Raw genomic sequence first — 13,176 nt, 5'->3', positions numbered from 1 at the left:
TCTGTCGGCTGAAATGCCGATCTCACGCCAAAACGGGCAAAAACGCAGGTAAAGACAGACGGGCATCGCAATCAGCCGAGTTTCCACACAGCCTCCGGACTTAGCGTGAATTCGCTGCGCTTGCGCAAAAGTCTGCTTTGTACGCTTCCCAATCTCAGATGGTATCACTTTCGGATATGTACACGAGGTCATCTTGCGGCCGAGACATTCTTCTGGACGCGAGATTGCGCTCCACCCAACTCGAGATGGAGTTCTGACAAACTCTTACCGACCGGAGACGTTCAAATTCGGCCGAGCCACCAATCGGCAAAGAGGTTCGACTGACGCGAGAATGGTCGCGTATCGTAACCCGCAAAGAGGCCATCCTGGGTGACAAGCACGGTCCGCCAACCACGGGCTGCTGCGCCAAGTATATCAGTGTGAAGAGTGTCGCCGCACATCGCAATACGCTCTGGTGCCGTCGTTGGCAGTGTCGCTTCAATCAGGTCATAGACTTCGGGGAAAGGCTTTCCGAAGAACTGGACTTGGTTCGGGACCAAGTCGGCAATCTGATGGCCAAAATACCCGGGTTCGACGGAAAAACCGTCGTCGCGCGGAGCGGCCAGATCGGCATTTCCGATAAGCAGCTTCCTTGGGCGCTGCTGCATCGCTTTTTCCAGCAGGTTCTGTCGTGCCGATGTCCAGTTTGCCGTGGAGAGAAACAGAAAATGATCGACTTTGTTATAGTCGTCCGCGTCATCCTTCAAGCGCGTCACCGTGTCGGGCAGGTCGCTTAAGGGATCAGAATCGGCGGCGATCACACCCCAGAGCCCTGCACTCAGATTTTGGAGCGTCGCCTCCCGACTAGTGATGATCTCGTCGTCTTCGACATGCACGCCAAGGTGCTTGAATTTTGCAATGGCACCGCTGCGATCATAGCTGGCGGCATTGGTCAGAATGCGGATAGCGCATCCGTGCTCGCGTAGTTGGTCCAGACGTTTGTCAGCCCCCGGAATCATCGTTTCACCAACGTTGAGTACGCCAAATGCGTCAAAAACAAAGGCATCGACCTGATCGGCGACGGCCAGAAGTGATGAAACTTCAAGCGAGTCCCTGCGAGGCGTAACATGCGGGAAACGTGCGCGAACTTCCTGATAGCGATCAAATATCGATTGAGTTGTCAGCATGTTTCCCCGCTCTGGCTTCCGGTCACTCACTAGCGCTCACCTTAAAGAAAAACGCCAAAAGCGAAAGCAAAAACAACAAAACAACATTATTTGAGGCGATGAGTCAAAATATTTGCCATACTTTTAAGGATTTCGGCTGAAATTTGCTCACAAGGTGAGATTTTGCCACAAATAAAATGTTGTTTTGTTGCTTTTGTCATTCTAACGTTTTGGCAGACTCAGTTCGGGGATGACATGTCATCAAAAAAGAAAAAGCGACGTGAAGCGATCTCGGCATTGGTGCTGGAGCAAGGCGCAGTGACGGTTGGATCGCTCGCAGAGCGGTTCGATGTTTCGATGCAAACGATCCGCCGCGATGTAGATGCATTGTGCGAAGGCGAGATGCTGCACCGTGTTCACGGTCGCATCGAACTGAGCGAAGAATTTCTGAACACGCCGTTCGATCAGCGGGCGGGCACAAACCTGATGGGAAAGCGCGCCATTGGGGAGGCCGCGGCCAATTTGATCCCAGATGGAGCGACCCTGTTCATTTCGATTGGTTCGACCCCGCTGAGCGTGGCCCGCGCGTTGCGTCGCCGCAAAGGGCTGACCATTATAACCAATAACCTGAGTGCCGCTATGGCGCTGAGCGAAGAGGTGTCAAACCGGATCATCTTGCCCGGTGGCGAGCTGCGTTTGCCAGATCGCGATATTCTGGGCAACGACGTGCTGGATTTCTTTGGACGGTTTCGTGCCGATTTTGCAGTCTTTGGTGCTGCCGGAGTTGCAGACGATGGCGGGCTCTTGGAATTTCACACGACTGAAGTGAGCGCGACACAAAAGATTTGTGAGAACGCGCAACAGTCGTTTCTGGTGATCGATGGTTCCAAATTCGGGCGTCAGGCGCCTGCCTTGGGGGGCAATATTGCCGACATGGACCAGATAATCATCGACCGACAGCCGGGCGACCAGTTTGCGCCGCTACTGAAAAAAATCAACGAACGCCTGATTGTGGCTGAAGGACATGCAACATGACAACATCTCCGTTTGTAAAACTCGACGGCGTGGCAAAGCGTTGGAACGGCCAATTGGGCGTCGAAGGCATTACGCTTGATATACCCGAAGGCAGCTTTACCGCCCTTCTGGGGCCATCAGGCTGCGGAAAATCGACGACGTTGCGCCTGCTGGCAGGGCTGGAATTGCCGGATGAGGGGAAAATCCTGATTGATAGCAAGGACGTGACAACCAGCGCAGCGTCGGATCGGAACCTGTCGATGGTGTTTCAGTCTTATGCGCTGTTCCCGCATCTGTCGGTTGCGGAAAACGTTGTGTTTGGACTCAAGGTCCGGCGTGTTCCAAAACAAGAACGGCAGGAAAAGCTGCATCGCGCGCTGGAGATTACCGGGCTGCTTGGTCTTGAAGATCGCAAACCCGGCGAACTATCGGGTGGGCAGCGCCAGCGCGTCGCCCTTGCCCGTGCCATCGTCGCGGGGCAGCGACTGTGTCTGATGGATGAGCCCCTTTCAAACCTTGACGCAAAGCTGCGCAATGCCGTGCGCAAAGACATCAAGAAGTTGCAACGCGATCTGGGTATCACGGTTGTTTACGTCACCCATGATCAGACCGAAGCAATGAGTATGGCCGACACGGTTGTGTTGATGAAAGACGGACATATCCAACAAGTAGGCACGCCCGAAGATCTGTACAGCAGACCCAGCAATACTTTTGTCGCCGAGTTTGTTGGCGCGCCGCCGATGGCATTGCTTCAGTCGTCTGTGCTGGACGGGTTTGGCGACGACAAGACCATCGGGATCAGGGCCGAGAACATCCAGATTGCACCAAAGGGCGAAGGGCGGTTGCGCTGTGTCGTCAATGAAAGCGAATTTCTGGGGGCCGAGACACTGATTGGTCTGGATCACGCCGGAGCCACAGGCCTCTGCGTGCTTAAGCCGGGCTTGTCGATGATCGCCGAGGGCAACGAGATCGACATCAATTTTCACGACGAAAACCTGCACGTCTTTGACGCTGCGGGACAACGGCAGGCCGGTTGAACGACCGCCCGCCGAATTAAAAACGAATGAAACCCAAGGGAGACTAGAGATGAAACTATTTTCGACCACCGGATTGGGGATGGCTACTGCGATGGCAGTCGGCCTTGCCGCGCCTGCAAGTGCTGAAACCGAATTGACCATGTATTACCCGATTGCTGTCGGGGGCGCATTGACCGAAGTGGTTGATGGCATTGTCGCGGATTTCGAAGCCGCCAACCCAGACATTAAGGTCAACGCCATCTATTCGGGCAACTATGACGACACACGGGTGCGTGCCCTGTCGGCCCTTGCGTCTGGTGAGCCAGCGCAGTTGGCAGTGATGTTCTCTATCGATGCCTATGACTTGATCGAACAGGAGCTGATCGTTCCGTTTGAAGATGTCGCGACATCTGGCGCTGACAAAGAATGGCTGGGCAGCTTTTATCCGGCGCTGATGGCCAACGGACTGATTGAAGGTCAGACATGGGGCATTCCGTTCCAGCGTTCGACCATCGTAGCCTATTACAACAAGGACATGTTCCGTGCTGCCGGACTCGACCCGGAAGCCCCGCCAAAAACCTGGGACGAAATGATCGAGATGGGTAAAGCCCTGACAAGTGGTGACACTTATGGGCTGATGATCCCGTCAACGGGATATCCCTACTGGATGTTCCAGGCGCTGGCGATCCAGAACGGTAAGGAAGTGATGTCCAATGACGGTCTGACCACGTATTTTGATGATCCTACGGTCGTTGAAACACTGGAGTTCTGGAAATCTCTCTCGGCCGAGCATGGCATCATGCCAACAGGCACAGTCGAATGGGGCACATTGCGTCAGGCTTTTCTTGAAGGCCAGACCGCGATGATGTGGCACTCGACTGGCAACCTGACGGCTGTGAAGAAAGGCGCGAAATTCGACTTTGGCGTGGCTGAACTTCCTGCAAACAAACGCCTTGGTTCTCCAACGGGCGGCGGTAACTTCTATCTGTTCAAAGACACGACGGACGAAGAACGGGCTGCAGCGCTGAAGCTGATGCAGTTCATGACATCCCCTGAGCAGGCGGCCGCATGGTCCATCGGCACAGGCTATATGGGCGTGTCGCCCGCCGCCTATGAAACAGAAGCGCTTCAGACCTACACGTCTGAATTCCCACCTGCGCTCGTGGCACGCAACCAACTCGAAAATGCTGTGGCTGAGTTCTCGACTTTTGAGACAGCCCGTGTGCGCGATGGTCTGAACAACGCGATCCAATCTGCATTGACCGGCTCAAAAGACGCGGCCGAGGCTTTGGCCGAGGCACAAGCAGCGGCTGTACGCCTGCTGCGCGACTATCAATAACTCCCCGGACGGGCTGGCGCAAAATTTGTGCTGGCCCTGCCATTTAATCGAACCGGAGCCGCGACATGTCAGCCCACGCTAATTTAGAACGCCGCAGACAGGCCATTTACGGGTGGCTTTTATTGTCGCCAGCCGCGGTTCTGCTGACGCTCTTTGCGTTCTATCCTTCTGTCGCGACCCTGTGGTCGAGCGTATTTTCTCGCGGAACACGTCGCAAGCCCACTGAATTTGTCGGCACTGAAAACTATGCCGATCTTTTTGCAGACCCGACCTTCTGGATCGTGGTCAAAAACAACATACTGTATGCCGGTGTCACGATCCCGGTGTCGATCTTTATCGCATTGTCGATGGCGCTTTGGGCTAATGGAAAGATCCGGGCGCGAGGCTTTGTCCGCACCGCCTATTTTACGCCAACCGTGCTGCCGATGATTGCCGCCGCAAACCTGTGGCTTTTCTTTTATACACCCGGCCTTGGTGTGCTGGATCAGATTGGCAGCCTGTTTGGACTGCCGTCCGTCAATTGGCTGGGCCAGCCCGAGACTGCGCTTTGGGCGATCATCATTGTGACGATCTGGAAAGAGGCGGGGTTCTTTATGATTTTCTACCTCGCTGCGTTGCAGACAATCCCCGAGGATCTGAAGGAAGCTGCCGACATCGAAGGCACCAGCCGCTGGACCTATACCCGCCGCATCGTTTTGCCGCTATTGATGCCCACGACGCTGTTCATTGCTGTCAACGCCATGATCAACTCGGTCAAGCTGATCGATCACCTGTTCATCCTGACCAAAGGTGGGCCGTCGGATGCCTCTAAGCTGATCCTCTATTACATCTGGGAAATGGCATTTGCCTTTTTTGATGCGCCGAGTGCGGCGGCCATGACCATCATGGTAATTGCGGTTCTTGGGATCGTGGCAACGATCCAGTTCTTCTACCTTGATAAAAGGACGCACTACCAATGAAGAGCCTGACCAAATTCATGGACAGCTTCGGCGCGATCCTGTTGGCGATTATCTGGATCGCACCCCTGTTGTTCGCATTCTGGGCCGCAACTCACTCCACATCGGATGCCGTCAACCTGAACCTGTTCTCGCCCTGGACATTCGAGAATTTCCGTGTGGCCTGGGCCGGGGCCCCGTGGCTCAAATACTTTATGAACACGTTTATGCTGGTGACGGTGATCCTGATCGGTCAGTTTGTACTAACCACCCTGGCGGGTTTTGCCTTTGCGCAATTGCAGTTCCCCGGTAAGGACTATGTTTTCATTCTGGTGTTGATGCAGCTGTTTATCCTGCCAGAAGTGCTGATCGTCGAGAACTATGCGATGATTTCGCGCCTTGGGCTGTTTGACACGATCCTTGGCGTTGGCATGCCTTATATGGCCAGTGCCTTTGGCATCTTTCTGATGCGGCAGTCGTTCAAGGGTGTTCCGGTCGAACTTCACGAAGCCGCGCGAATCGAAGGATGTGGGTTGTTGGGCATTCTTTGGCGGGTCTACGTGCCATTGGCAAAGCCCACATATCTCGCCTATGCGCTGGTGTCTGTGTCGACCCACTGGAACAACTTTCTTTGGCCGTTGATTGTGACCAATTCGCCTGCAACACGTCCCCTGACAGTTGGATTGTCGATCTTTGGTGCGCCGGAAAACGGTGTTGATATCAGTATCATTTCCGCGGCGACGCTGATGTCTGTTGCGCCGTTGCTGATCGCCTTCCTGATTTTCCAACGCCAGTTTGTGCAGGCCTTCCTGCGCGCAGGAATCAAATGACCGCAATACTTCAGATTACCGACACCCATATCGTGCCCGAAGGCGCGCGGGTGTCGGGGCGGTTGGAAACTGCCGATGCATTGGCGCGACTGGTCACACGAATTGACAACATCCGTGATCAGCTGGGCCCCATCGATGCGCTCTTGGTCAGCGGCGATCTGAGCGACGACCGCAGCGTCGAGAGTTACGCCCGTTTCAAGACGCTCGTAGCGCCTCTGGGTCTGCCGATACATGTCATCCCCGGCAACCACGATGCCCGTGATCCAATGCGGGCGGCCTTTGCGGACGCGTTGCCGACAACAGGCCCCCTGAACTGGACGCGTCAGGTGGGTGACATTCGGTTGATCGGGCTTGATACACTAGTCGAAGGACAGGGTCTGGGAACGCTGAATACCGACAGCCTGGCGTTCCTGCAGAGCACATTGTCCGAGGCGTCGGATGCGCCAGTGCTTTTGGCGTTGCATCATCCGCCCTTTGCCTGTGGCATTGGCTTTATGGACGATATCGGGCTGAGCAATCGCGCGGAGTTGCGTGAAATATTGGCCGAATATAATGGCAATTTACGTGTCGTTTGCGGCCACATCCACAATATGATCGTCAGCGATATCGCAGGCCATATTGCGATTTCTGCGCCGTCGCCGTGCAGCACATTTGCCTATGATCGACGCCCCGATGCGCCCGTCGGTTTCTTGACGCAGGAAGATGGCTGTTTGCTGCACCGATGGGACGCTGGGTTCCAGACGATCCGCATCGGGCCCAAGGCCGGAAGCGGCCCCTTTCCTTTCTGACCGTCATACCTAACAGATTGCAAATCCGGTGAATGATCCACACGTCATCCAGATATTGATTCATATTGCGGGCGCCGCTGCCCTGTTGATTTGGGCTGTGCGGCTGGTGCGAACCGGGGTCGAGCGCGGATTTGCCGCCCCCATGCGCATCTGGCTACGCCATTCTGCGAAGAACCGGTTGCTAGCGGCGGGGACAGGTATGGGTGCGGCGGTTTTATTGCAAAGCTCGACTGCGGTTGCCGTTCTGGTGTCCAATTTTGTTTCCAAGGGCGGGCTTGCGACAGCGACGGGGCTAGCGATTTTGCTCGGCGCAGATGTTGGGTCGGCTGTTGTGACGCAGCTGTTGATGGTGCGCCAGCCGCTTTTGATCCCGATGTTGCTGGTGATCGGTGTCGCGGTGTTCCTGCGCGGCGAAGGCGCGAGCGCGCGGCAGGTCGGGCGGATCATGATCGGGCTTGCGTTGATCTTTGTATCGCTGGACATGATCCGCGGTGCAACCGAACCTATGATATCCAACCCCGGAACGCAGGCCGTTATGGCCTATCTGGGGCGTGACTTGCTGACCGCCTTTGTCATTGGCGCGGTGTTTGCATGGGGTGTGCATTCAAGTGTTGCGGCCGTCTTGCTGTTCGTCACTCTGGGGGGGCAAGCGATACTTCCCACCCCTGCGGCAGCTTCAATGATATTGGGGGCCAACCTTGGCGGCGGGTTCATTGCATTTGTTCTCACCTATTCGGCACCGCTCGCGTCACGCCGCATGGTCATGGCAAATTTGCTTTTGCGGGGTGGCGGTGCCGCGCTGGTGGTCGTTGTAATTGCGGCGCTGCCGGACCTGTTGAACCAGCTTGGCGCGACACCAGCCCGACAGACGATCAATCTGCACCTTGCTTTCAATCTGATGTTGGCGGTTTTGGCACTTCCACTTGTGGGTCCAATTACCACTGGGCTGTCGTATTTCATGGCTGAAAAGCCCACTGCCACGGATGCCCTTAATGTTGCCAGCGCTCTTGACCCTGCCTTGCTGGACCGACCCCGGCGCGCCATCGATTGCGCCGCTCGCGAACTTCTTGGAATGGGTCAAAAGGTTGAGCATATGCTGATTGCCGTTGAGCCGCTTTACGATCAATGGAACGCTGCCACCGCATCCAGGATTGCGGATCAGGACAAGGCGATCAAACAGATGCATCTGGATATCAAACTTTTCCTTGCACGACTTGGGCAGGAAGGAATGGATGCAGACCTGAGCCGACGGTCAATGGAGCTTGCGTCTATCTCAACCAGTCTGGATTCCGCCTCTGATGCCATCGCCCGGATCATGCTCGAGCTTGCCGGACGTCTGGACGCGCAAAATCTGCAATTTTCGTCTCAGGGCCGCGAGGAAATCCGTGATTTTACGGATCGTGTGCAAAGCAACGTCCAGCTTGCCCTGAATGTGATGATGAACCAGAACCCAGCCGAAGCGCGTGAGCTAGTCGCGGCCAAGGAAAAAGTACGCAAAGTTGAGCAAAAATTGCAACGCAGTCATATTGGCCGCCTGCGTGAGGGGCTTGCCGAAAGTATCGAGACGAGCAATATCCATCAGGAAACACTTCGTGCGTTGAAGCAAATCAACACGGCGTTCTCGATGGTCGGCCATCCCATCCTTCTGAAATCGGGCGATCTGTTAAAGAGCCGCCTCGCCTAGTGTGTATGCACAAAACACTTGAACATTAAGGCATATCTCCAGTTCTCAACACTGTTGCTGACAACTGGTTGAAGAGCAGCAACCGAGCGACTTTCCCTCAATGTCGGATCCGCACGGTATTTTGGTCCTACATTTCCAGCGCAGCAATTGGCAAAATGGGCTCAGTGCCGTCATCTGACGTTTTTTGTCGGATGACCGGTGTTTCATGCTGAGCAGACATTGCTGTGGCTGATTCCATTCATTGTGGCTTCGTGATTCAACAGCGACAGGAGGATTGTCTATGTCGCATCTTTACTGGCTTCACGAAGCACACTTGAAACGCATTAAACATCTGTTCCCGAAGCCTCGTGGTGTTGCGCGGGTCGATGACCGTCGCGTTCTCAGCGGCATCATTCACGTCATTCGTAATGGCCTGCGTTGGCGGGATGCTCCGTCCGATTATGGGCCACACAAGACACTTTACAACCGATGGGCTCGATGGTCCCACATGGGCGTCTTTGCACGCATCCTGACGGAACTGGCCTCTCAAGGGGATGCAACAGGCACTCTAATGATTGATGCGCCCCACCTGAAGACCCATCGAACAGCTTCCAGTATGGGGCTTAAAAAGGGGGGCGTGGCCGCCTGATTGGCCGCACCAAGGGTGGTCTAAACTCCAAACTGCATGCCGTGACCGATGAGATGGGTCGTCCAATCCAACTATTCCTCACAGCGGGCAACGTCAGCGATTACATCGGTGCACGGGCGCTTTTACCGTCATTACCTGCTGCGGATTGGATACTAGCGGATCGGGGTTATGACGCCGATTGGTTCCGCGAAGGATTGAAGGAAAGAAGCATCGAACCCTGCATCCCATCGCGTCGGAACCGGAAAGACATCATCTTACATGACACCAAGATTTATCGTAGCCGCCACAAGATTGAGAATATGTTCGGACGGTTGAAGCATTGGCGCAGGGTCGCGACCCGCTACGATAGGTGCCCTATAATCTTTCTATCTGCCATTGCCCTCGCAGCAACGGTATTGTTTTGGTTATGAGTCCAGACCCTAAGCATAACCGGCAGAGAGGCCGGGGACTCGCCCTACAACGGCTCTTTTTACTAAATGACGGCTGGATGTGGCCGGGTTTTTCTCTTCGCGTTCAACGACCCATTTCTCGCTGATTAGGTGCTTTGCGATGTTAGGCGCGTTATCAGCGTAATCGCCGCCGATTTCTGCGATCAGATCCTTCAGTTTTTTGCCGCTGGCCTGAGCCGAATACAGGACAAACTGACATTCAAGCTCGGTCTTGATGCGTTCCCACAACTCGGGATCTATTAGCTGATCGACATCGGGCCGGGTCCATGGGGTGACAACGCCCACACTCTCCTCAGAACCGTCCAGACATTCGACGGACTCGCCGCTGATCTTGAATGTGAACCCGGAACCGCCCGGGCCGATGTTGGTTTTCGTTACCCGAGCTTTGCGCACCATAGCAGCTTCGTGTGCCGGTACGAGGTTCAGCAGGTCGTCATACTCGGCCTGAGGCAGGTCACCTACGTTCACAACACACCGGGCGGTGTCCACCAGTTCAGTCCCGAACTTTACATCATGCTGAGACTGAGACCTCTGACCAGACGGTTTCCGCGTATGAGATACCACGACGATTGCCACATTCAGCACCTGAGCAATCCGCTTCAGTTCCCGCGCCAACAAGTTCATGGCCGCGTTATTCATCTCCTGCCCGCCGTACAAAACAGCCATCGGATCTATAAACACGGCATCACAGTTGGCAGCGCTGATCAGGTCCGTCAGCTTATCGCGGAAACTCTCGACGATGGCGTCATCGCTGATCAGTGAAAGCGGGCCGTCATGGATCTTCATAACATGCCGGAAATTATCTTCACCAAACAGGCGTAGATCACCCTGAATGCTGGCCACCCTGTGGCGCTGAGCGGCCGCGAACAGCATCCGCTCGTTCATTGCCAGATCGTCTTCGATTCCGAGGTACAAAACATTGCATACCTTCAGCACCTCAGGACCAATCACTGCGTGTCCCCGAGCCATCCCCATTGCTATCGATGCGCACAAGGTAGATTTCGCGGCGCCTCCTGAGCCTGCAATGACCGTCAGGATGCCTTTGGCGATAATTGCACCCACCAGCCGGTCAATACCCGTCTTAGGGCGCCTCTGCGGTCCCCAGCCGGATTTATCGAAAGCTTCGGTTGCCATACGCTCGGCCTCGAGCTCGGCCTCGAACGCGGCCATACCCTCGGCGACTTTCGACAGATCAGACGGAATATTCAGCCCATGCTCGACGTGGTAGTCGTACCTGATCTGATCGATCCCATCGTCATCAACATCTTCGTGCCAACCCGGAAACTCGAGCCAAGCAACAATCGCGTTGTACTCGCTAAGCGATACGGATTTTGAGTAATCCAGACCGCCGCCTACAGGCGCGTACCAGATCGCGACAGCATCCGGGTCAGGGTCTAGACCTTGCGGCCTGTCGAGCCCGAACTTTTCGCAGTGATCAAGTCGAACCTTATCGACTTCATCGTCGTCGAGCCCTTCGAGCCAGTCTGGGTTCTTAAGCCATGCTGAGATCGCCTCATGCTCTTTTGTCAGTACATAGCTTGTGTACTCGCCCCCACTGCCGCCAATATGCCTGTACCAGTGGATTACGTCCTCGCGCTTCGGTCTTGGTGCAGCTTCTGGTGCAGTGTCAGGTTTTTCGCCGGCCTTGCGCGCCAGATGACCCTTCATGAAGTCCTTCGCGCCTTGCACCACCTGCGTCGGCATCTCGCGCAACGCTGAGCCCGCACCTAGATCACGGGCCCTGACCCACTCCAGAGCCCCCTCAATCGACTTGGGGTACCGCTTGTGCCAACGCGCCGTGTCCTTCACCTCAGACGCGTGAAACGCCTCATGCAATGCGTCTTCGACCTCGGTCGTGCTGACATAGTTCACAGCCCGAGCCGCAAACGCCACCGTCGCCGGGGGCAACGACGCGCCTGAGATAATATCTTCCAGCGCTAGGTGCATACCATCGCGCCCAGCCGGATACATCGACGCGAACTTTGCCATTGAAGGGCGCCCCTTCTCAGCGTCCATCTTTGCCCAATGCGCCCATATCGCTTTCTCTGAGCTACCTGATAGAGGTTTGATGGGTCTCGGGTCGCTGACGTCGACGAGAGAGCCTGTCAGGGTCACAAATTTGCTCGTAGGCGCCCCGTACAGGCCAAGATTGTGACGTTCGTGCCCATTTGCCAGCGCTGAAAGGCTTTCTGAGACGCTGCTGACAAGCATGCGTATACCCGTCCCGCTCGGCGATACCTCAGCATAAGCCGTGCCGATGATGGGCTTGACCCAGTCGTCGAGGGTTCCAGCCTTTACGTATGCGTCCGCGTCAAGAGCGATCAGGCCGGCCGCAGGCGGATACAGGCCGATACCGACAGGCAAACCCTGATCGATCAGAACCTCAACCGCTTCCTGCGCTTCATCAAATGTCAGTACGCCTCGGGCCTTTGCCGTGTTTGGCTTTGTCGCCAGTCCCGTGTCTGGATCTACGGGCAGCTTGGAGAACTTAGTTTCGTTCTCGGTGCTGAATGCACGCCACACCAGATAGGCTCTGGCATCCGCGTATTCAGCCAACGCGGCTTTCAGGATTTTGAAGTTCGGGACGGGTAGTTTACTCGTATCTTTGGCCATTGGTGGCACCTGTATGTTGTGGCCGGTAACCGTTGCCTGCACACTATCTTGCGTTGTGCCAAGCCGGAGTTTATAACTAGACCTATGGTGAAAATTGCTATCGGTCGGATAGCAGCGATAAAAGGGACCGCGAAAAATCGCGGTCCTTTTTTATGAGAGCAGCAACCGCTCCTCAGCATTCAGTCCGTGGCTCAAATCGAAACCGCTATCAATTTCGGCCTGTATCAGCCTACGTAATAGCCCGATATCTAAAGTGAGGTGCTCAGGCTGGCTCATGCTGCATCACCGCAACCAGTCAGGAATGCCTCGAGACGCCCTGCCACCCATTCCTCTGGCGGTTTGGCGCCTGTTTGCTCCAGCAAAACGTCCAGCCCCAGAAAACACTCACACTGGTCTGTGAATACCCCTGTGCGAGGGTCATAGATGTAGATGCCTTCAGGTACGCCATGATACTCAGGATAGCGCGACGTGCCTTCCACTGTGACTGGAGTGGACACGCTGCCGCCCATAGGATCGATCCGCCAAGCCAGTATATCGAGCAACTCCAAGGATCTGCCCTTTAGAGCCTTCACAGCCCGCAGTGGGGTGCGGTTCGGCACGACGGAGAACTCATGAGGCTGGGACCTGCGCAGCACTTCAACTGCCATCGCGGGGGACCCTTTGAACTCTACCGCCATTTTACGGGCATCGCTGAGTACCCCACACCAGACTTTCCAAACAGCCTCGGCACAATAC

11 protein-coding genes are annotated in these 13,176 nt (G+C 55.4%); 8 read left to right on the top strand and 3 right to left on the bottom strand.

Going from position 1 to position 13,176, the window contains the following annotated elements; genetic code table 11:
• Positions 1-281 precede the first annotated feature (281 nt).
• The gene (locus CLV88_RS13770; protein WP_106608979.1) at positions 282-1,166 is read right to left on the bottom strand and encodes an HAD-IIA family hydrolase; all 885 of its coding nucleotides are present in this window, start codon (positions 1,164-1,166) and stop codon (positions 282-284) included.
• Between the two features lie 234 nt (positions 1,167-1,400).
• On the opposite strand from CLV88_RS13770, the gene CLV88_RS13765 reads away from it, so the two are divergent.
• The 8 genes from CLV88_RS13765 (at position 1,401) to CLV88_RS13730 (ending at position 9,789) form a co-directional block, all read left to right on the top strand.
• A complete protein-coding gene (locus tag CLV88_RS13765) occupies positions 1,401-2,180 on the top strand; it encodes a DeoR/GlpR family DNA-binding transcription regulator (RefSeq protein ID WP_106608978.1) in 780 nt (259 codons plus the stop codon).
• Positions 2,177-3,196 carry an ABC transporter ATP-binding protein gene (locus CLV88_RS13760; protein WP_106608977.1) on the top strand — a complete coding sequence of 340 codons (1,020 nt, stop codon included), beginning with the start codon at positions 2,177-2,179 and terminating at the stop codon, positions 3,194-3,196. The genes CLV88_RS13765 and CLV88_RS13760 overlap by 4 nt, the downstream gene beginning before the upstream one ends.
• 49 nt (positions 3,197-3,245) lie before the next feature.
• Positions 3,246-4,514, top strand: a complete 1,269-nt coding sequence (locus CLV88_RS13755; RefSeq protein ID WP_106608976.1) for an ABC transporter substrate-binding protein — start codon at positions 3,246-3,248, stop codon at positions 4,512-4,514.
• Positions 4,515-4,579: 65 nt separating this feature from the next.
• Positions 4,580-5,473: a carbohydrate ABC transporter permease gene (locus CLV88_RS13750; protein ID WP_106608975.1), complete on the top strand. Its 894-nt coding sequence runs from the start codon at positions 4,580-4,582 to the stop codon at positions 5,471-5,473.
• Positions 5,470-6,279, top strand: a complete 810-nt coding sequence (locus tag CLV88_RS13745; RefSeq protein ID WP_106608974.1) for a carbohydrate ABC transporter permease — start codon at positions 5,470-5,472, stop codon at positions 6,277-6,279. The genes CLV88_RS13750 and CLV88_RS13745 overlap by 4 nt, the downstream gene beginning before the upstream one ends.
• Entirely contained in the window at positions 6,276-7,067 is a 792-nt protein-coding gene (locus tag CLV88_RS13740) for a phosphodiesterase (protein ID WP_106608973.1), read from the top strand. Before CLV88_RS13745 ends, CLV88_RS13740 begins: the two co-directional genes overlap by 4 nt.
• 28 nt (positions 7,068-7,095) lie before the next feature.
• The gene (locus CLV88_RS13735) at positions 7,096-8,751 is read left to right on the top strand and encodes a Na/Pi cotransporter family protein (protein WP_106608972.1); all 1,656 of its coding nucleotides are present in this window, start codon (positions 7,096-7,098) and stop codon (positions 8,749-8,751) included.
• 280 nt (positions 8,752-9,031) lie between these two features.
• Positions 9,032-9,789 (top strand): IS5 family transposase gene (locus CLV88_RS13730; RefSeq protein WP_423827737.1). Its coding sequence is split into 2 segments (ribosomal slippage): positions 9,032-9,356 and positions 9,356-9,789, totalling 759 coding nucleotides; the frame shifts between segments, so codons are not numbered across the junction.
• Between the two features lie 9 nt (positions 9,790-9,798).
• Here the strand turns inward: CLV88_RS13730 and CLV88_RS13725 are convergent.
• Positions 9,799-12,441: an AAA family ATPase gene (locus CLV88_RS13725; RefSeq protein WP_106608971.1), complete on the bottom strand. Its 2,643-nt coding sequence runs from the start codon at positions 12,439-12,441 to the stop codon at positions 9,799-9,801.
• Positions 12,442-12,713: 272 nt separating this feature from the next.
• Positions 12,714-13,088 (bottom strand): hypothetical protein, encoded by a 375-nt coding sequence (locus CLV88_RS13720; RefSeq protein ID WP_133169968.1) that lies wholly within the window; start codon positions 13,086-13,088, stop codon positions 12,714-12,716.
• Positions 13,089-13,176 lie beyond the last annotated feature (88 nt).

It is taken from the genome of Shimia abyssi (genome assembly GCF_003014475.1).
Lineage (GTDB): Bacteria > Pseudomonadota > Alphaproteobacteria > Rhodobacterales > Rhodobacteraceae > Shimia > Shimia abyssi.
The sequence above is the reverse complement of the archived record's forward strand: the minus strand, read 5'-3'. Positions and strand labels throughout refer to the sequence as shown.

Excerpts from the sequence above, each read along its gene's own strand:
- CLV88_RS13770 (WP_106608979.1), bottom strand. The coding sequence starts at position 1,166 with ATGCTGACAACTCAATCGATATTTGATCGCTATCAGGAAGTTCGCGCA.
- CLV88_RS13765 (WP_106608978.1), top strand. The coding sequence starts at position 1,401 with ATGTCATCAAAAAAGAAAAAGCGACGTGAAGCGATCTCGGCATTGGTG.
- CLV88_RS13760 (WP_106608977.1), top strand. The coding sequence starts at position 2,177 with ATGACAACATCTCCGTTTGTAAAACTCGACGGCGTGGCAAAGCGTTGG.
- CLV88_RS13755 (WP_106608976.1), top strand. The coding sequence starts at position 3,246 with ATGAAACTATTTTCGACCACCGGATTGGGGATGGCTACTGCGATGGCA.
- CLV88_RS13750 (WP_106608975.1), top strand. The coding sequence starts at position 4,580 with ATGTCAGCCCACGCTAATTTAGAACGCCGCAGACAGGCCATTTACGGG.
- CLV88_RS13745 (WP_106608974.1), top strand. The coding sequence starts at position 5,470 with ATGAAGAGCCTGACCAAATTCATGGACAGCTTCGGCGCGATCCTGTTG.
- CLV88_RS13740 (WP_106608973.1), top strand. The coding sequence starts at position 6,276 with ATGACCGCAATACTTCAGATTACCGACACCCATATCGTGCCCGAAGGC.
- CLV88_RS13725 (WP_106608971.1), bottom strand. The coding sequence starts at position 12,441 with ATGGCCAAAGATACGAGTAAACTACCCGTCCCGAACTTCAAAATCCTG.
- CLV88_RS13720 (WP_133169968.1), bottom strand. The coding sequence starts at position 13,088 with ATGGCAGTTGAAGTGCTGCGCAGGTCCCAGCCTCATGAGTTCTCCGTC.